This is a genomic window from Novosphingobium mangrovi, assembly GCF_022818885.1.
Lineage (GTDB): Bacteria > Pseudomonadota > Alphaproteobacteria > Sphingomonadales > Sphingomonadaceae > Novosphingobium > Novosphingobium mangrovi.
This window is the reverse complement of record NZ_JALHAT010000003.1, coordinates 96334-113783: the sequence shown is the minus strand read 5'-3', so window position 1 is coordinate 113783 and position 17450 is coordinate 96334. Positions and strand designations below refer to the sequence as shown.

At 65.5% G+C, this 17450-nt stretch carries 20 protein-coding genes and 1 tRNA gene; 6 read left to right on the top strand and 15 right to left on the bottom strand.

Features of this window, described 5'->3' with window-relative positions:
- The first annotated feature begins 22 nt into the window (after positions 1-22).
- Genes dapF through MTR65_RS02765 form a run of 4 tightly spaced genes read left to right on the top strand, consistent with a single transcriptional unit; the run spans position 23 to position 3667 of the window.
- A complete protein-coding gene (gene dapF, locus MTR65_RS02780) occupies positions 23-859 on the top strand; it encodes a diaminopimelate epimerase (RefSeq protein ID WP_243796828.1) in 837 nt (278 codons plus the stop codon).
- Complete coding sequence (locus MTR65_RS02775; protein ID WP_243796826.1) at positions 856-2034, top strand: MiaB/RimO family radical SAM methylthiotransferase; 1179 nt, start codon at positions 856-858, stop codon at positions 2032-2034. Before dapF ends, MTR65_RS02775 begins: the two co-directional genes overlap by 4 nt.
- A complete protein-coding gene (gene ftsY / locus MTR65_RS02770) occupies positions 2031-2993 on the top strand; it encodes a signal recognition particle-docking protein FtsY (RefSeq protein WP_243796824.1) in 963 nt (320 codons plus the stop codon). Before MTR65_RS02775 ends, ftsY begins: the two co-directional genes overlap by 4 nt.
- Positions 2993-3667: an inner membrane-spanning protein YciB gene (locus tag MTR65_RS02765; protein ID WP_243796822.1), complete on the top strand. Its 675-nt coding sequence runs from the start codon at positions 2993-2995 to the stop codon at positions 3665-3667. The genes ftsY and MTR65_RS02765 overlap by 1 nt, the downstream gene beginning before the upstream one ends.
- Positions 3668-3688: 21 nt before the next feature.
- On the opposite strand, the gene MTR65_RS02760 is transcribed toward MTR65_RS02765, so the two are convergent.
- The 11 genes from MTR65_RS02760 to MTR65_RS02710 all read right to left on the bottom strand — a co-directional run bounded on the left by MTR65_RS02760 (position 3689) and on the right by MTR65_RS02710 (position 11764).
- A complete protein-coding gene (locus MTR65_RS02760) occupies positions 3689-3937 on the bottom strand; it encodes a YrhK family protein (protein WP_243796820.1) in 249 nt (82 codons plus the stop codon).
- A gap of 48 nt (positions 3938-3985) precedes the next feature.
- Positions 3986-4480 carry a DUF2938 family protein gene (locus MTR65_RS02755; RefSeq protein WP_243796818.1) on the bottom strand — a complete coding sequence of 165 codons (495 nt, stop codon included), beginning with the start codon at positions 4478-4480 and terminating at the stop codon, positions 3986-3988.
- 8 nt (positions 4481-4488) lie between these two features.
- Positions 4489-6459, bottom strand: a complete 1971-nt coding sequence (locus MTR65_RS02750) for a potassium transporter Kup (RefSeq protein WP_243796816.1) — start codon at positions 6457-6459, stop codon at positions 4489-4491.
- A 92-nt stretch (positions 6460-6551) separates the two neighbouring features.
- Entirely contained in the window at positions 6552-7262 is a 711-nt protein-coding gene (locus MTR65_RS02745) for a tetratricopeptide repeat protein (protein ID WP_243796813.1), read from the bottom strand.
- Positions 7259-7711 carry a cytochrome c-type biogenesis protein gene (locus tag MTR65_RS02740; protein ID WP_243796811.1) on the bottom strand — a complete coding sequence of 151 codons (453 nt, stop codon included), beginning with the start codon at positions 7709-7711 and terminating at the stop codon, positions 7259-7261. Before MTR65_RS02740 ends, MTR65_RS02745 begins: the two co-directional genes overlap by 4 nt.
- A complete protein-coding gene (locus MTR65_RS02735) occupies positions 7708-8277 on the bottom strand; it encodes a DsbE family thiol:disulfide interchange protein (RefSeq protein WP_243796809.1) in 570 nt (189 codons plus the stop codon). Before MTR65_RS02735 ends, MTR65_RS02740 begins: the two co-directional genes overlap by 4 nt.
- Positions 8274-10241, bottom strand: a complete 1968-nt coding sequence (locus tag MTR65_RS02730; protein WP_243796808.1) for a heme lyase CcmF/NrfE family subunit — start codon at positions 10239-10241, stop codon at positions 8274-8276. Before MTR65_RS02730 ends, MTR65_RS02735 begins: the two co-directional genes overlap by 4 nt.
- Positions 10238-10690 (bottom strand): cytochrome c maturation protein CcmE, encoded by a 453-nt coding sequence (gene ccmE, locus MTR65_RS02725; RefSeq protein WP_226635945.1) that lies wholly within the window; start codon positions 10688-10690, stop codon positions 10238-10240. Before ccmE ends, MTR65_RS02730 begins: the two co-directional genes overlap by 4 nt.
- 5 nt (positions 10691-10695) lie before the next feature.
- The gene (locus tag MTR65_RS02720) at positions 10696-10836 is read right to left on the bottom strand and encodes a hypothetical protein (protein ID WP_199904437.1); all 141 of its coding nucleotides are present in this window, start codon (positions 10834-10836) and stop codon (positions 10696-10698) included.
- 16 nt (positions 10837-10852) lie between these two features.
- Positions 10853-11581 (bottom strand): heme ABC transporter permease CcmC, encoded by a 729-nt coding sequence (ccmC, locus tag MTR65_RS02715; protein WP_243796807.1) that lies wholly within the window; start codon positions 11579-11581, stop codon positions 10853-10855.
- A 106-nt stretch (positions 11582-11687) separates the two neighbouring features.
- Positions 11688-11764 (bottom strand) — tRNA-His (locus tag MTR65_RS02710).
- A gap of 183 nt (positions 11765-11947) precedes the next feature.
- Here MTR65_RS02710 and MTR65_RS02705 point away from each other — a divergent pair.
- Entirely contained in the window at positions 11948-12580 is a 633-nt protein-coding gene (locus MTR65_RS02705) for a prolyl hydroxylase family protein (RefSeq protein ID WP_243796806.1), read from the top strand.
- Positions 12581-12670: 90 nt separating this feature from the next.
- Positions 12671-13111 (top strand): PilZ domain-containing protein, encoded by a 441-nt coding sequence (locus MTR65_RS02700; protein ID WP_243796805.1) that lies wholly within the window; start codon positions 12671-12673, stop codon positions 13109-13111.
- A gap of 92 nt (positions 13112-13203) precedes the next feature.
- On the opposite strand, the gene rpmE is transcribed toward MTR65_RS02700, so the two are convergent.
- The 4 genes from rpmE to bamA form a co-directional block, all read right to left on the bottom strand.
- Positions 13204-13431, bottom strand: a complete 228-nt coding sequence (gene rpmE / locus MTR65_RS02695; protein ID WP_148625585.1) for a 50S ribosomal protein L31 — start codon at positions 13429-13431, stop codon at positions 13204-13206.
- A gap of 133 nt (positions 13432-13564) precedes the next feature.
- A complete protein-coding gene (fabZ, locus tag MTR65_RS02690; RefSeq protein WP_039394211.1) occupies positions 13565-14017 on the bottom strand; it encodes a 3-hydroxyacyl-ACP dehydratase FabZ in 453 nt (150 codons plus the stop codon).
- Between the two features lie 24 nt (positions 14018-14041).
- Positions 14042-14728 (bottom strand): OmpH family outer membrane protein, encoded by a 687-nt coding sequence (locus tag MTR65_RS02685; RefSeq protein ID WP_243796804.1) that lies wholly within the window; start codon positions 14726-14728, stop codon positions 14042-14044.
- Positions 14728-17382 carry an outer membrane protein assembly factor BamA gene (bamA, locus tag MTR65_RS02680; protein ID WP_243796803.1) on the bottom strand — a complete coding sequence of 885 codons (2655 nt, stop codon included), beginning with the start codon at positions 17380-17382 and terminating at the stop codon, positions 14728-14730. Before bamA ends, MTR65_RS02685 begins: the two co-directional genes overlap by 1 nt.
- Between the last annotated feature and the right edge of the window lie 68 nt (positions 17383-17450).

Here is a 17450-nt window from a genome sequence, read left to right as displayed (position 1 = left end):
CGAAATACCTAGATCGCAGCCCATGCGGATCGACTTCATCAAGATGCATGGCCTGGGCAACGATTTCGTCGTCCTTGACGCGCGCAGCCAGCCCTTGCCCGCCATCGACGGGTCCATCGCCAGTGCGCTTGCGGACCGTCACACCGGCATCGGCTGTGACCAGTTGCTGGTGCTGGAGCCGAGCACTTCGGCCGATTTTCGCATGCGCATCTTCAATCCCGACGGCAGCGAAGTGGAAGCCTGCGGCAACGCCACCCGCGCGGTCGGCCTGCTCCACGGGCAAAGCGCCGCGATCGAGACGCTGGGCGGCATTGTCCACGCCTCGCCCGCCGAGGCCGGGATCTCGGTCGAGATGGGAACGCCCCGCTTCGACTGGGACGCGATCCCCCTCGCCTACGCCATGGACACCCACGCCATGCCCGTCGCCTGGGAGGAGCTCGTCAACCCGAGCGCCGTCAATGTCGGCAATCCGCATGCCATCTTCTTCGTTCCCGATCCCTACGCCATCGACATGGCGCGCCTCGGCCCACTGATCGAGAACGATCCCATCTTTCCCGAGCGGGTCAACGTCAACGTCGCCGGGATCACCGGGCGCGATGCCCTCACCCTGCGCGTCTGGGAACGCGGCGCCGGGCTCACCCGCGCCTGCGGGACGGGGGCCTGCGCCACGGCTGTTGCGGCCATGCGGCGTGGCCTTGTCGACCGCTCGGTCAAGGTAACGCTCCCCGGCGGCACGCTGCGCATCGACTGGCGCGAGGACGGTGTGATCGTGATGACCGGCCCCGCCACCGAAAGCTTCCGGGGCTCGTTCGCCGCGGCCGACTTCGGCCTTGGCCCCGTGGACGGGACGCACGCTTGAGCCTCGAAGTCCATTCGCTGGGTTGCCGGCTGAACCTTTCCGAAAGCGAAGACATGCGCGCGCTCCTGCGCGAGGCGGACGATCTTGTCGTCATCAACTCCTGCGCGGTCACCTCCGAGGCCGTGCGCCAGACCCGCCAGGCCATTCGCCGCGCCCGCCGAGCGCGCCCTGACGCGCGCATCGTGGTGACGGGCTGCGCCGCCGAGGTGGAGCGCGAGGCCCTGGCCGCCATGCCCGAGGTTGACGGCCTTGTCGCCAACACCGCCAAGCTCGACCCACGCGCCTGGAACGTACCTGCACCAACCCTACCGGAACGCCGCGCGGCCTATACCCGCGCTTTCGTCCAGGTGCAGAACGGTTGCGACCATTCCTGCACCTTCTGCGTGATCCCCCAGGGGCGCGGCGCGAGCCGATCGCGCACGATTGCCGAAGCGTTGGCCGACGTGGCCGTCCACCACGAACGCGGCGTCAAGGAAGTGATCCTGACCGGCGTCGATCTCACCTCATGGGGCGAGGACCTCGACGGCGCCCCGCGCCTTGGCGAGCTGTGCACGGCCATTCTCGACCGCTTCCCCGAACTGCCGCGCCTGCGCCTGTCCTCCATCGACGGGGCCGAAGTCGATCCCGTCCTGTTCGAACTTCTCGCCAGCGAGCCGCGCGTCATGCCGCACGTCCATCTCTCGCTCCAGCATGGCGACGACCTCATCCTCAAGCGCATGAAGCGCCGTCACAGCCGCGCCGATGCCGTGACGCTCGTCGAGAGCCTGCGCGCGCGTCGCCCCGACCTGGCCGTGGGCGCCGATCTCATGGCCGGTTTTCCGACCGAGGACGAGGCCGCGCACGCGGCCAATCTCTCGATCATCGGCGAACTGGGTATCGTGCACGGCCACATATTTCCCTTCTCCCCGCGCCCGAACACGCCCGCCGCGCGCATGCCGCAGGTCGAGCCTGCGCTCATCAAGCGCCGGGCCCGTGAATTGCGCGAGGCGGTGTCGAAAGAACGTGCGCGCTGGCTTGCCGCGCAGGTCTCTCGCCCGCTATGGGTTCTCGCCGAAAAGGATGGTACCGGCCACGCGGAGAATTTCGCACGGGTCCGACTGCCAGACGGGACCGTGCCGGGCACCGTGCTGTGCCTCACGCCCGCCAATGTGATCGAAGGAATACTGGAAGCATGAGCGACACCACCCCACCTGCCGGAGGGTCCGCCACGACGCAGGATGGCGACTGGTCCGACCGGCTCTTTGGCGGGTTTCGCAAGACCTCCGAGCGCCTTAGCGGGAACCTCGCCGGGATCGTGGGCGGCAATCGCCTGACCGACGCGCAGCTCGACGACCTGGAAGACGCGCTGATCATCTCGGACCTGGGCCCGCGCGCGGCCGCCCGCATCCGCGAACGCCTTGCCGAAGAACGCTTCGAGCGTGACGCGGACGAGCGCGCGATCATGGAAGTCGTCGCCCGCGAGATCGCCGACATCCTGCGCCCCGTCGCCAAGCCGCTCGACATTGTCGCCTTCCCGCGCCCGCAGGTGATCCTCACCATCGGTGTCAACGGCTCGGGCAAGACGACGACCATCGCCAAGCTCGCCCACCTCTTCCAGGAACAGGACTACGCGGTCATGCTGGCGGCAGGCGACACGTTCCGCGCGGCCGCCATCGGCCAGCTTGCGGTCTGGGCTGACCGTCTCGACGTTCCCATCGTCAAGGGCCCCGAGGGCGGGGACCCGGCTTCGGTGGTGTTCGATGCGGTCAAGGACGCGACCGAGGACGGCACAGACGTGCTCATCGTCGACACCGCTGGGCGCCTCCAGAACAAGCGCGAGCTGATGGACGAGCTGGCCAAGATCCGCCGCGTTCTGGGCCGTCTCAACCCGGCCGCCCCGCACGATGTCGTGCTCGTGCTCGACGCCACCAACGGTCAGAACGCGCTCGCCCAGATCGAGACATTCAAGGAAGTGGCGGGCGTCACCGGCCTCGTCATGACCAAGCTCGACGGCACTGCGCGCGGCGGCGTCCTTGTCGCCGCGGCCGAGCAGTACGGCCTTCCCATCCACGCCATCGGCGTGGGCGAGAAGATCGACGACCTTCGTCCCTTCGACCCGGACCTCGTCGCCCGCGTCATTGCAGGTATCGCGTAATGGAAAGCCCGAAGGCACAGCAGGACCGCGCCACTACGGCCGAAAAGCCCAAGTCGAGCTGGATCAACCTGGTCGTCGATTTCGGCCCGCTTCTCGTCTTCTTCCTGACCTACCGCCACTTCTCGCCCGAAGAGAGCGGCGATGCGATCGGCACGGTTTCGGCCGTCATCAAGGGCACCATCGCCTTCATGGCCGCGACCGTCGTCGCGCTGGGTGTCTCCAAATGGCGCCTGGGCAAGGTGTCGCCCATGCTCTGGCTGACGACGACGCTGATCCTGGGCTTCGGCACGCTTACCGTGATCTTCCGCGAGGCGATCTGGATCCAGCTCAAGCCCACGGCTGTCTACCTGATGTTCTCGGTCGTGCTCTTCATCGGGCTGATGAAGGGCAAGCCGATGCTCAAATACCTTCTCCAGTCCGCTTTCGAGGGACTGAACGAGGAAGGCTGGATCAAGCTGTCGCGCAACTGGGCCTGGTTCTTCCTGGTCCTGGCGATCGCGAACACGGTGCTGGTCTACACCGTCAGCTTCGATGCCTGGCTTCAGGCCAAGCTCTGGGGCTTCACGGTCGCCTCGTTCCTCTTCACCTTCTCACAACTCCCCATGGTGCTGAAGCACGGCATGGGCGAGACCGAGGCGCGCGAGGACCTTCTCGACAACCCGCCGCACGACTGAGCGCGGCTAGGCATCACCCGGTCAGGGCGCGCTGCTGTCGCGCTCCAGCCGGGTGCCGCGCATGGAAAGCGTCTGCTTGAGCAGTTCGCCCAGCGCTCCGAGGAACATCAGCCCCGAACCGGCAATGAACATCCACACGCCCGCCGTCTGCCAGGTCGCCATGGCGGGCAGGAACAGGACGCTCCCCACCACGAAGAGCAGGTTGCCGACAAGGCCCACCGCAATGTGGAACCAGCGAAAATCGTGAATGAGCGTGCGTAGGAACTGCATGGCGCGAAACCCTAACGGCCGCCCGCGCCCCTGTCAGCCCGCGCCGTTTCAGGTGGGGCGCGTCACCAGCCCCAGCGCAAGGGCGTACTGCGCGCCCGCAAAGACCGCGTGGTTGAGCAGTATAAGCGCGATCCGGCGGCCCTGATCGGACGTGCGCGACGCGAAAAGGCCGCCGCCCATGGCCGGTGTCAGGACGCACAGCCCCGCAAGCGTGCTCAATCCGAAGCCGACGAGGACAAATGGGCCCGGCGACGGCGTCGCCAGGAAACCCGTACCCCAGACCAGCGGATAGGCGGCCGCGTAGACCAGGCCGACAAGGTAATGGAAGGTCCAGCCAAGGGCACGTTCGCCGCGGCTTGGTATCTCGAACCCATCGCTCGTGTGAACCAGTCGCCCGGCGGGCAGCCCGGAGAGCCATTGCCCGACCAGCCCCCAGTCGGCACCGGCAATGCCCAACCAGCGCCGCAGCTGCCGCGCCCAGACATCAAGCGCAACGGTCGCGCCAATCCCGACGACGAGCGTAAAGGTCAGCGCCGTATCCACCGCGCCGGTCAGATTTCCAACTGGCTGCCGAGTTCGACCACGCGGTTGGTGGGCAGGCGGAAGAACACCATGGCGCTTGCCGCGTTGCGCATCATCCAGGCGAAGAGACGCTCCCGCCAGATCGCCATGCCCGGCTTTTCCGAGGCCACAAGGGTCTGGCGTGAGAGGAAGAAGCTGGTCTTCATCATCTCGAAGGGCTGGCCGCACATCTGGTTATGGGCAAGCGCTGCGGGAATGTCGGTTTCCTCCATGAAACCATAGCGCAGGGTCATGCGGTAGAAGCCCTGCCCCAAGTCCTGCACCGAGTAGCGCTCTCCCGATTCGACATAGGGCACGTCCTGGACCTCAACGGTCAGCACCACCACGCGTTCGTGCAGCACCTTGTTGTGCTTGATGTTGTGGAGGAGCGCCGAGGGCACGCCGACGTTGCTCGAGGCCATGAAGATCGCAGTGCCCGGCACGCGCGCCGCGCTGCCGTGCGCGCTCTTGGCAAAGACGTTGAGCGGGAGCGCGGCCTCGGTCATGCGGTCGCGCATGAGGCGACGGCCCTTGTTCCAGGTGGTGAGGAGCGTGAAGGCCACCGCGCCGATCAGCAGCGGGAACCAGCCACCATCGGGAATCTTGGTCGCGTTCGCGGCGAAGTAGGCGCCGTCGACCACGAAGAAGGTCACCGCCACGGGGATCGCGATCCAGAGCTTCCAGCGCCACAGGACGATCAGGAGAACCGTCATCAGGCAGGTGTCGATCAGCATCGCACCGGTCACCGCGATGCCGTAGGCCGAGGCCAGGTTCGAGGAGTTCTGGAAGACCAGCACCAGCACGATCACGCCGATCATCAGCGCCCAGTTGACGAAGGGAATATAGATCTGCCCGACCTCGTGCTCGGAGGTGTGGCGGGTCGAAAGGCGCGGGATGAAGCCCAGCTGCATGGCCTGATGCGTGATCGAGAAGGCGCCCGAGATCACCGCCTGGCTGGCGATGAAGGCGGCGCAGCTCACCAGGATCACGAGCGGCAGGCGCAGCGACTCGGGCGCTAGGTTGAAGAACGGGTTCTCCATCGCGAGCGCAGCCTGCGCGTCGTCGAGGCTGAGGATCATCGCGGCCTGCCCGAAGTAGTTGATGAGCAGGCACGGCATCACGAAACCGAACCAGGACAGGCGCATCGGTCCGCGACCGAAGTGGCCCATGTCCGAATAGAGCGCCTCCGCGCCGGTCACGGCCAGCACGACCGAGCCCAGCGCCAGAAAGCCCAGCATCTTGTCGGTGAGGAAGAACTGGATCGCGTACCACGGGTTCAGCGCGACGAGCACCTCGGGCATCTGCACGAGATGGTAGATGCCCAGGATCGCGAGGATCGAGAAATAGGTCACCATGACCGGCGCAAAGAGCGCGCCGACCTTGGCGGTACCGCTCTTCTGCAGCACGAAAAGGCCTACCAGGAGGATAAGCGCAATCGGCATGACGAAAGGCGCAAGGTTCGACTGGACGACCGTCAGGCCCTCGACTGCGGAGAGCACGGAAACAGCGGGCGTAATCATCGAATCGCCGTAGAACAGCGCTGTCGCGAAAACGCCGAGCATGACGATAAGGCCGCCGTAGCGCGACTTCTTGATCGCGCCGGAGATGAGGGCGACGAGCGCGAGACTGCCACCCTGCCCCTTGTTGTCCGCGCGCATGAGGATGCCCACGTACTGAACCGCCACGACAAGCGTCATCGACCAGAAGATCAGGCTGACCACGCCCAGAATGTGCAATTCGTCGATGGCCAGCGGATGCGGGCCCACGAAAGTCTCACGAAACGCGTAGATCGGGCTCGTGCCGATGTCCCCGAAGACGACACCGACCGCGCCGAAGGCGAGCTTCGCGACGTTTCCGGTGGAATGGCCGTGGGAACCGGATTTTCCGGCATCGGATTGCTTCGCGCCGCCCGGCGCGCTCGCCGTTCCACCGCCATTCATATCCGTAGTTGCATCACTCATTCGTGCGCCCCGTCATGGACTAGAGACCCCGTTTCGCACTCGCGGCAAGGTTGAAGGCCGTTAGCAGCATGGCAGGTGCCTAGCAATGATGCTCAATCACGCGAAGGGGCCGTTGGTTCCGCGACCGTACCGTCGCGGGACTCCGCCCCTGTCTGCGAATCGGACGCCGGAGCCGGCGCATTGCCCTTGATGTAGGCATCCAGCCTCTGCAGCTCGGCGGCGAGCACCGGACGCCATTCAGCCTCCTTGGGCGTGCGCTCCAGAAGGTCTGCCCACAGTTCGCGCGCTTCGCCGAACTGGCCGGACTGCGCCATCGCCAACCCCAGGAAAAACGCGGGTCCCGGCGCCTTCGGGTCGGCCTTTGCAGCCTGGCGGAAGGCATAGAGGGAAGCGGGTGTCAGGACGCCTTCGGAATGGGCGACAAGCGCGTTCGCCATGGCCAGCCAGGCGTCCTCATCCTTGGGATTTTCCTCGACCGCACCCAGTAGGACACGCGCTGCCTCGGCCGTCTGACCGTTGCGTGCAAAGCCATCGGCGATGACGACATAGCGATTGGTCGGCGGGATCGTGCGGTTGGTGACCTTGCCGCGCGCAGCGACCAGGAACGCGGCTTCCTCGCCGCCGCCCTCGGTCACGCTGCTCGGACTCGACGGCTGCGAGGGCGAGCCTTGCGTGACATAGCCCGCGACACCAAGGAGCAGCGCGGCGGCCACTGCCTCGCGCCCTCCCACGGGCACTTTCAGGACAACCACAGCCAGCACGAACGCGGCGATGACCAGCAAGCCCAGCAGGAACCAGATCATGCCTCTTCTCCTTCATGGCCAGGACCATGTTCCTCGGCCTCACGGCGCAAGGTGAAACGGCGGCGCAGCAGAAGGACCGCGATCAGCAGGAAGACAAGCGGCACGGCGAAAAGGGGCCAGGTCAGTTCGGTCAGCTGCGGTGCATAGCTGACATAGTCGCCATAGCGCTCGATCAGCCAGGAGCGGATTTCTTCAGGCGTTTCGCCCGCCTTGATCCGCTCGCGCACGAGACTGCGCATCGAGCCCGCGATCGGCGCATCCGAATCGGCGATCGACTGGCCCTGACATTGCAGGCAGCGCAGCGTTTCCATCAGGTCCATGGCGGCGCGTTCCTTCGCCGGATCGTCCAGCTGGCGATAGGCAAAGGGCGCGGTCGACTGCTCCTGCTGGGCGAGAGCCGGAGCGCCCAGTATGGCAACGGCGGCCAGAACGGAAAGGACGCGCCTCACTGCCCCGCCTCCTGGATCCGGGCGAGGATCACGTCGAGCTGTTCGGGCCTGATCTCACCGACGTGCTGGTAGCGAATCACGCCCTTGCCATCGACGATGTAGGTTTCGGGCACGCCCGACGAGCCCAGCGCAAGCTGCACCTGCCCATCGTCGTCTGCGCCAATGCTGTCGAAGGGATCGCCGTTGGTCGCGAGGAAGCCTTCGAGGTTCTCGCGCGAATCGCGCACCGAAATACCCTCAATCTCCACACCCGCCCGCTGCAGCTGCGCCAGCTGCGGCGCCTCTACCCGGCAGGGGATGCACCAGCTGGCAAAGATGTTGACGAGGTGGACCTTGCCGTTGGCCAGCTCTGCACTGCTGAGGCCGGGCCTTCCAGGCAGCGCCGGAGGCAGATCAAAGCTGGGCATCGGCTTGCCGACGAGCGCGCTGCGCACGGTGCGGTCCGCAGGCTTCAGAAGCCCCGTCATGACCAGCGCGACGAAGCCCACGAAGAGCGCGAGCGGGAGCCAGATCGCCCAGCGCGGCGCCCGGACGCGGCCCTCTGGAGCCTTGCCATGCTCACTCATGCCCGGTCCTCCCGCAGCTTCTCTTCGCCTTCGCGGCGCTCGGCGATGCGATCGCTCTGGACCGAACGGCGCACATCGGTGGTCACGCGGCCGAGCAGCGCCAGCAGGCCTCCCAACGCGATCAAGAGGCCACCCAGCCAGATCAGCGGCACCAGCGGCTTCCACCACAGACGCAGCTGCCAGCGGCCGTCCTCGCCCTCACCGCCCAGGACGGCATAGAGCTGGCCGTTCCAGCGCGTCAGCAGCGCCGATTCGGAGGTGTTCTGCGGCGGCGCCCAGAACGTGCGCGACTGCGGGGTGAGGCGCGTGACCTTGCCATCCGGCCCGTAGCGCACCAGCAGACGCGCCTCGAGCGCGGTCCAGTTGGGGCCTGCAACCGGCTCGATCCGATCAAGCTTCACGCCCCAGGGGCCCACCTGCGTGATCTCACCCACCTCGACTGCGACGAGCTTCTCGGTGGAAAATGCGCTCTCGCTGCTCATGCCGACAAGCGCAACGGCGATGCCGAAGTGCGCGACGACCATGCCCCAGACCGCCAGCGGGAGGCGGCGCAGATTGCGCCCGCGCAAGGGAAGGACACTCGCCCAGGCAAGCCCGACACCCAGCACGAGGCCAAGGAATGGCAGGAGCGCGACATCGGCCACGGCAACCAAGGCGCCGCCCATGACCACCACGAGCATGGCCGGGATCACGAGGTTCTTGCCGATCCGCATAAAGTCGTCACGCCGCCAGCGCAACATCGGGCCGACCGCCAGGACCACCAGCATGGGCACGGCGAACAGCGCGCTCATCGGGTTGAAGTAGGGCGGGCCAACCGAGACCTGCGCGCCCAGAGCCTCCGCGACGAGCGGGTAGAGCGTGCCGAACAGGACGATGCCCAGGATCGCGCAAAGCAGGACGTTGTTGATGACGAGCGCGCCCTCGCGGCTCATCGGCGCAAAGCGGGCGCCCTCGCTCACCGTCGCGGCGCGCAGCGCAAAGAGGGTGAGCGCACCGCCGATGTTGATGGCGAGCAGTGCCAGGATGAAGCTGCCGCGCTCGGGATCGACCGCGAAGGCGTGAACACTGGTCAGGATGCCCGAGCGCACGAGGAAGGTGCCCACCATCGACATCGAAAACGCGACAACGCCCAGCATCACGGTCCAGGTGCGCAGCGCGTCGCGCGCGGCCAGGACGCTGACCGAATGGAGCAGCGCGGTTGCGGCGAGCCAAGGCATGAGCGAAGCGTTCTCGACCGGGTCCCAGAACCACCAGCCACCCCAGCCCAGTTCATAATAGGCCCAGTAGGAACCGGCGGTGATGCCGACCGTCAGGAAGATCCAGGCCGCCAGCACCCAGGGGCGCATGGCGCGCGCGAAGGCCGGACCGACCTCGCGGGTGACCAGCGCACCGATGGCGAAACTGAAGGCCACCGAGAGGCCAACGTAGCCCAGATAGAGCGTGGGTGGGTGGAAGGCGAGGCCCAGGTCCTGCAGCAGCGGGTTGAGCCCCTGCCCCTCGGCCGGGACCGGTGAGAGGCGCTCGAACGGATTCGAAGAGAGGAGAAGAAAGGCGTAGAAGCCCAGGCTCACAAACGCCTGTCCGGCAAGCGTTGCCAGCATGGTGCGTTCGGGCAACCGGCGCTCGATCAGCGCGACAAAACCGCCCGCAACGCCCATGACCGTGACCCAGAGGAGCATCGAGCCCTCATGGTTGCCCCAGGCGCCCGCAATCTTGAAGACCAACGGCTTTAGCGAATGCGAATTGAGCGCGACCAGCTTCACCGAAAGGTCCGTGATCGCAAAGACATAGAGCAGGCAGAAGAAAGCAAAGAGCGCCAGCAGGCCCTGCACTACTGCGACGGGCCTAACGACCCGGCCCAGCGCCGCACCTTTCGTCGTCAGCCCGAGCGATCCGCCCAGAAGCTGCAATCCTGCCAATGCCGCCGCGAGCCAGAGCGCGGCCAATCCCAGTTCCGCGATCATTTGCCCTCAGCCATCGCCTGCTGCAGCTCTTCGCCGGTCATGTCCTTCATCTCGCGCGGAACGTAGTTCTCATCATGCTTGGCAAGGAGATTGTCGGCCACGAACGTGCCGTCACTGCCCATGTGGCCCTCGGCGACGACACCCGAGCCTTCCACGAAGAGCGAGGGGACGATGCCGCGGAAGGTCACCGGCACGCGCGCCTCCTTGTCCTCGACAACGAACGCGATGCTGACCCCATCGGGCAGCGTGCGGATCGAGCCCTGCTCGACCATGCCGCCCAGGCGCACCGCGCGCGAGGCTTCGGGCGGGCTCGCCACGATCTCGCGCGGGACGTAGAAATAACTAGCCTGGTTGCGCAGCGCCCAGATCGCCAGGATCGCCGCGCCGATCAGCACGACCATCGCGACGCCGAGCAGCACGAGACGCTGATGCTTTGCCTTGATTGCCATCCTTGTCAGCGCTTCCTTGCCTCATCGCGCCGTTTTTCAGCGCGTTTCATGGTCACAAGCGACCAGCCGACCATCGCCGCCGTAGCTCCCACGCCGATGGCGTAGGAGGCAAGGACGAAGGTCCAGGGGTCCATCGCTTCGCGCATTGTTTCGCGTCCTCTCTCAACCGGCCTGGGCCAGCGCCTTGCGGCGCAGCCGCGCCTCGGCCTGCTGGTGTGCCAGGATTGCCCGCATTCGCGCCAGCACGACACCTGCAAAGATCAGCGTGAAGCCTGCCATCGCGATCAGGAGCGGCCACATGAAGGCCCCGGCCATTGCCGAGCCGCCGGTGGTGATGCTGGGGGGCTGGTGCTGGCTGTTCCACCAGATCACCGAATAATGAATGATGGGAATGTTCACCGCGCCCACGAGACCGAAGATGGCCGGCGCGCGGGTTCCTGCTCCATCGGACGCTTCGCTTGCCTGCGAGAGCGCCATCCAGCCGAAGTAGAGGAACAGCAGGACCAGCATCGAGGTCAGGCGCCCGTCCCAGACCCACCAAGTCCCCCAGGCCGGACGGCCCCAGAGCGAGCCCGTCACCAGGCACACCGCGGTAAAGACGGCGCCGGGCACCGCGCATGCGCGCGCGGCAATTCCGGCCAGCGGGTGGCGCCAGACAAGTTCGGTAAAGCTGGCGATCGCGATCCCGCTCCAGCCCGCCATGCCCAGCCAGGCGGCGGGCACGTGCAGGTAGACGATGCGGACCGTCTCACCCTGCAGGCGTTCGGCAGGCGCGAAGAACAGGCCCCATCCCAGGGCGGCGAGGGCGATCACGATACCTGCGCCAAGGCACAGCGGCATGAGCCAGCGTGCGATGCGCAGAAAACGGGCCGGGTTGGCGAAGCCGTGCATAAGCCGCGCTTTCTAAAGACCGTACCGAAAGGAGCAAGTGAATGATGGAAAAGGCTTACGGTTTTTACCCGCCTATTGGGCCAAGGTATCATAAGCTTTGAAGGAATGGGGCGATTGATGGGGTTCGAACCCACGACCTCCGGTACCACAAACCGGCGCTCTGACCAACTGAGCTACAATCGCCACACGTCCCGTTCGACCATCTGCGAACCGGGAGACTTTAGCCGCGAACCGAAGTGCGTTGAAGCGTCCTCGGTGCGGGAGCGCGCCTTTGCACACAGTTGACGCGTTTGCCAAGCAAAAAAGTGATAAAATCGTCTGGAGAGGCAATTTTCTTGGGCGAAGCCAGCGACTATCGTGGCGCACATGGTCACTGCTACCGAATCATACGCCGTTCCGATCCAAGCCCACCCGGCCGCGCGCAAGGTCCCCTCGCCGCGAATCGAGATGTACATCCTGCCCAATTTCCTCTCGGGCGAACAATGCGCGCGCCTGATCGACACGATCGAGGCCCAGCATCGTCCCTCCACGATCACCGGCTACAACGGCGACGATGTCTTCCGCACCAGTTCGACCTGCGACCTGTCCCCCCACGATCCGGACGCGGCCGATCTGCGCGCGCGCCTGTGCGCGCTTTCAGGTATCCCCGAAAGCCACGCCGAGCCGCTCCAGGGCCAGCGCTACGAGGTGGGGCAGGAATTCAAGGCCCACACCGACTACTTCGAGCCCGACCGGCCCGAATTCGCCCAGTTCTGTTCGGTCGCGGGGCAGCGGACCTGGACCTACATGATGTACCTGAACGCGGTCGATGCAGGGGGCGCGACGCGATTCAAGGTCGCCGACAAGATCGTCCAGCCCGAAGCGGGCAAGCTCATCTGCTGGAACAACCTGCGTCCCGACGGCTCGCCCAATGCCGCAACGCTTCATCACGCGATGAAAGTCCGCAAGGGCCGCAAGTACGTCCTCACGCAGTGGTTCCGGGAGAAGCCCTGGGGCTGATTCGCAGCCGCGCCCCAGTCGCTTGCCTCGCACGATCCCCTAAGTGCCGATTAGAACCCGGCTAGGCGCCCTGCGCGTAGCCTCCAGCACGTGTCCAGCTACGAACCCGCTTCGCCCGCACATGCCGTCCCCACGGCCCTGCCCACGCCTGCCGCGCACCACGAGCGTCGGCGCGAGACGCGCTACCCCATCCGACAACCGATCTTCCTGCGAACCGACGGTATCCCCATCGGGAGGGCCTGGCTGCTCGACCTGTCGGCGAGCGGCTGCTGCGTCCACGCCGAGGGGGTGGACCTGCGCATAGGCCAGTGCCTGAGCCTTCATCGCGGCGCGGGGCTTGCCTTCCTAACCAGCGGCCACGGCGCGGTGGTTCGCTGGACTCACGCCGACATGGCCGGCCTCCAGTTCGAGCGGGCGATCCCCTCCAGCGACACCTTGTGGCAAGGCCTCATCGCAACGAGCGGAGGGTCCTATTCCGGTGAGAGCCCGGCCCTGCCACTGGAACCGGACGAAGCGCGGCCCGATTCGTGAACCGGCGCCTCACGCACCGCAGATGCCCCAACGAAAAAGGGCGGCCCCGCAAGGCCGCCCTCTTCGTTTCAAGGTACGGATGAACCGTCGTCTCACTTCTTGTTGAGCGAGAGACCACCGAAACGCTTGTTGAACTGTGCCACGCGGCCGCCTTCGTTGACGCGCTGCTGACCACCGGTCCAGGCCGGGTGCGTGGTGGGATCGACGTCGAGAACGAGCGTGTCACCTTCCGAGCCCCAGGTCGAACGGGTCTGGAACGTGGTGCCGTCGGTCATCTGGACGGTGATCATGTGGTAGTCGGGGTGCAGATCGGCCTTCATGTCGTAATCTCTCTTGCATATGGCCGGTTCCGACCGGCCTGCCATGGAAAGCGGCGCGCTTACATCGGAACGGTGCCAATGGCAAGTCCCGGCGCGCCGACTGCGGCGAAAGGGGCCCGAAAGCCCCCTTCCCTCAGGCGTCGGCGATCATCGCGGTGAAGCTGACCTCGCAGGTCGTCTTCCCGTCAATCGAGGCCGTGCCCGTGAACTTGCAGACCCGCGCGCGCTTCTGGACGAAGCTCACCTTGAGGTCGAGCAGGTGCCCGGGCGTCACGGGATTGCGGAACTTCGCGTTCTCGATCGCCATGAAGTAGACGAGCTTGCCCGAGCCCGCGAGACCCAGGGTCTCGATGGCCAGGATACCCGCCGTCTGCGCCAGCGCCTCGATCTGGAGGACGCCCGGCATGATCGGACGGCCGGGGAAATGGCCCTGGAAGAAATCCTCGTTGAAGCTCACCGCCTTGACCGCGTGGATCGACTCCTCATCGAAGGAGACCACCCGGTCGACGAGCAGCATCGGGTAGCGATGCGGCAGCGCTTCGAGGATTTTCGGGATATCGTAGACCAGTTCGCCCGGTTCGCTCATCGTACAGGTACTTTCGTCTGGAAATTAACGGCCGGCGGGCGCCGCGGTGTTGCCAGCGGCCGGAGCCTGGGCCTGACCGGCCTGCTGCTGACGCGCGCGCGCTTCACGAACCTGGCGCGGTTCCCAGCCCTCGGGCGGGACGATCTGGGCGGTCGGGATCGCGGCGTTGAGCTCGGCCAGGATGTCCTGGTTGAGCGAGTAGGCACCGTCGGTGATCGCCTGGATCGACTGCGGGTTGAGAAGGATGGTGACCTTCTTCTTGGTCATCGCAGCCTTGACCGCATCGTTCAGCTTGTCCTCGATCTGCTCGTTGACGTAGGCCTCCGAGAGCGAGACCGGCGCGAGGATCTGCTGCAGTTCCTGCTGGCCCTGCTGCTGGATCTGCTGGATCTGCTGGGCCTGCTGCTGGAGCGCGGCCTCGTTCGGGTTCGCGGCGCGGCTGTCGGCCTGGTACTTCTGGATCAGCGGCTGAAGCTGGGCCTGGATCGCGGCGCGACGGCTGTTGGCCTGATCGATCTGCGCCTTGTAGGTGGTCTGGCGCTGTTCACGCGCGGTCTGGTTGGCGGCCGAGCTGAAGACGATGCCTTCAAGGTCAGCCACGCCGATGCCGGGGACCACGGTGCCCGACTGGGCCGAGGCCACGCCCGGAAGCGCGACGGAAGCAAGCGCCAGGGTCGAAGCCAGCGCAGCGGACTTGAGAAGAGTTTTCATCAGAATTGCGTTCCCACGTTGAATGAAAAGACCCGGGTGTCGTCGCCATCGCGCTTCAGGAGCACGTGCGACATGTCGATGCGGAAGGGTCCAAAGGGTGAGTTCCAGTTCACGCCGACACCGATGGCCACACGCGGCAGCCAGGTGTCGCCGAGATAACTCTCGGTGAAATAGCTCGTCGAGCCGGCCGGATTGCGTGTCACACCGGTGTCCGGATCGATCTGATCGATGCTTGTACCCACGACATTGCCGTCATCGTCGAGCACATTGTAGAGCTGGTTGCCGTCCTGGTCACGCTGACCGATGAAGCAGCCATCTCCGCAGTCGCTGAGTTCGGGACGGCGTGTGCCCCAAACCGCGCCGGCATCGACGAAGACCGAGGGACGAAGACCCATTTCGCGCGCGCCCGATCCCAGCGGAATCTCCAGTTCGGCGCGCCCCATGTAGTAGTACTTGCCGCCCAGCGCGTCATCGGAATCGTTGCCCGGCACCGTGTAGTTGCCGTCCTCATCGGGACCGTAGTACTGGCGGATCACGCGCGGGCCGACACCGCGCACAGCAAAGCCGCGCATCTGCGGGTTGCCGAGGTAGAAGCGGTCGGTCAGGCGCACGTAGTCATCGCCGCCATAGGGCTCGATGATGCCGCCCTCGCCCTGCAGCGAGAAGATGAAGCCACCTCCCAGCGGCCAGTACTTTGCGGCGTTGGCGCGCAGGCGGGCGTACTTCACGTCGCCGCCCAGGCCCGCCACGTCGATGCTGACCTGCGCGGTTTCACCGCGCGAAGGACGCACGCGGTTGTCGAGCGTGTCGTAGATGAGAGAGAAGCCGACGATCGAACTCAGGCGCTTGCCGATGGCGTCGCACAGGTAACGGCCCGCGCGCAGCGGATCGCACTCGAGCTCGCCGGTATCGCCGATCGAGTAGAACTGGTTCTCCGAGAGCGAGACATCGTCGTAGTTGAGCGTGTAACGCCCGACCGCGGTGATGTACTCGGTCACCGGGACACCGGCACGCACCTGGAAACCGGTCGTGGTCTGCTGGTAGGTGGTGTTGCGGTTCGAGTTCTGGAAATTGAAGTTGTTGTAGTCGCGGCGGTAGAGGTCGACACCGAGCGAAACGTTCTTGTCGAACAGGTAGGGCTCGACGAAGCTCGCCTGAACCGAGCGCGAATAGCGCGAGTAGCTGCCCGACAGGCCCACCGTCTGGCCGCGGCCACGGAAGTTGCGCTGGCGGATCGAGGCCTGGAAGATGAAGCTCTCAAGGCTCGAGAAACCGGCCGAAAGCTGAAGTTCGCCGGTCGGGCGCTCTTCCACGTTGGCTTCCAGGATGATGCGGTCATCGGCCGCGCCGGGCTTCTGCTCGACCTCGAACTTCTCCTGGAAGTAGCCGAGCGACTTGATGCGGTTGGTCGAACGACGCACCTGGAGCGAGTTGAAGGCATCGCCCTCGGCGAGACGGAACTCGCGGCGGATGACCTTGTCCTGGGTGAGCGTGTTACCGTTGATGTCGATGCGCTCGACGTAGACGCGCGGCGCCTCGCGGATCACGAAGGTCAGCCCCATGGTGAGGTCTTCCTTGTTGCGATCGTACTGCGGGCGCACGTCCGCAAAGGCATAGCCGAAGGCGCCAGCGGTGTTGTTGAGGCTCTCGATCGTGTCCTCGACCTGCTTGGCGTTGTACCAGTCGCCCGCCTTCATCGGCAGGTTCTGGGACATCTTCTCGCTGGAGAAGTCGCGCAGCTGGCTTTCCACCTTCACATCGCCGAACTTGTAGCGCTCGCCTTCCTCCACCACGTAGGTGATGATGAAGTCCTTCTTGTCCGGCGTAAGCTCGGCCACGGCCGAGACGACGCGGAAGTCGGCATAGCCTTCGGTCAGGTAGAACTGGCGCAGCTTCTGCTGGTCGAAGGCCATGCGGTCCGGGTCATAGCTGGTGCCCGAGGAGAACAAGCGCCAGAAGCGGGCCTGCTTGGTCACCATCTGCGAGCGCAGTTCGCCGTCCGAGAAGGCCTCATTACCGATGACGTTGATCTGGCGGACCTTGGACTTGTCGCCCTCGGTGATCTCGAAGACGATGTCGACGCGGTTCTGGTCGAGCATGACCATCTTGGGCTCGACCGTCGCGGCATAACGGCCCTGACGCTTGTAGAGCTCGATGATGCGGGCGACGTCGGCGCGGACCTTGGAACGGGTGAAGATCTGGCGCGGCGAGACCTTGATCTCGGGCAGGATCTTGTCGTTCTTGATGCGCTTGTTGCCTTCAAGAATGATGCGATTGACGACCGGGTTCTCCTGAACCTCGATCACCACCGCGCCATTCTCGTTGGTCACCTCGACCGACTTGAAAAGCTCGGTCGCATAGAGATCCTTCAGAGCGCCGTCGGCCGCCGCCTTGGTGTAAGGCTGGCCGATGCGCAGCTTCACGTAGGAAAGAACCGTCTGTTGCTCGAGACGCTCGGAACCGCGCACGGTCAGCGAGGTGATCGTCTCGCCTTCAGGCTGCGCGGCGGGCTCGGTCGGAGCGCTCTGCGCGGCCGCGTCCTGGGCAAAGGCGGCCGAGGGCACACCGGCCAGGATCGTGGTCCCAAGGAGCACGGCCGCGACGTGTGACGAGCGGCGAGCCTCAGTGCTGCGAACCATTTCCACTCCGATCATTCCAAGATAATTCCTGATAAGCGCCTCAGCGAGATCCATGACAGTCGGCAGGCCTGCACTGAAACCTG

Coding starts and splice junctions, on each gene's coding strand:
- MTR65_RS02685 (WP_243796804.1), bottom strand. CDS start 14,728: ATGAAAACTCTTCTCAAGTCCGCTGCGCTGGCTTCGACCCTGGCGCTT.
- MTR65_RS02745 (WP_243796813.1), bottom strand. CDS start 7,262: ATGATCTGGTTCCTGCTGGGCTTGCTGGTCATCGCCGCGTTCGTGCTG.
- ccmC (WP_243796807.1), bottom strand. CDS start 11,581: ATGCACGGCTTCGCCAACCCGGCCCGTTTTCTGCGCATCGCACGCTGG.
- ftsY (WP_243796824.1), top strand. CDS start 2,031: ATGAGCGACACCACCCCACCTGCCGGAGGGTCCGCCACGACGCAGGAT.
- fabZ (WP_039394211.1), bottom strand. CDS start 14,017: ATGAGCGAACCGGGCGAACTGGTCTACGATATCCCGAAAATCCTCGAA.
- MTR65_RS02705 (WP_243796806.1), top strand. CDS start 11,948: ATGGTCACTGCTACCGAATCATACGCCGTTCCGATCCAAGCCCACCCG.
- dapF (WP_243796828.1), top strand. CDS start 23: ATGCGGATCGACTTCATCAAGATGCATGGCCTGGGCAACGATTTCGTC.
- MTR65_RS02750 (WP_243796816.1), bottom strand. CDS start 6,459: ATGAGTGATGCAACTACGGATATGAATGGCGGTGGAACGGCGAGCGCG.
- bamA (WP_243796803.1), bottom strand. CDS start 17,382: ATGATCGGAGTGGAAATGGTTCGCAGCACTGAGGCTCGCCGCTCGTCA.
- rpmE (WP_148625585.1), bottom strand. CDS start 13,431: ATGAAGGCCGATCTGCACCCCGACTACCACATGATCACCGTCCAGATG.
- MTR65_RS02735 (WP_243796809.1), bottom strand. CDS start 8,277: ATGAGTGAGCATGGCAAGGCTCCAGAGGGCCGCGTCCGGGCGCCGCGC.
- MTR65_RS02760 (WP_243796820.1), bottom strand. CDS start 3,937: ATGCAGTTCCTACGCACGCTCATTCACGATTTTCGCTGGTTCCACATT.
- MTR65_RS02730 (WP_243796808.1), bottom strand. CDS start 10,241: ATGATCGCGGAACTGGGATTGGCCGCGCTCTGGCTCGCGGCGGCATTG.
- MTR65_RS02765 (WP_243796822.1), top strand. CDS start 2,993: ATGGAAAGCCCGAAGGCACAGCAGGACCGCGCCACTACGGCCGAAAAG.
- MTR65_RS02720 (WP_199904437.1), bottom strand. CDS start 10,836: ATGCGCGAAGCGATGGACCCCTGGACCTTCGTCCTTGCCTCCTACGCC.
- ccmE (WP_226635945.1), bottom strand. CDS start 10,690: ATGGCAATCAAGGCAAAGCATCAGCGTCTCGTGCTGCTCGGCGTCGCG.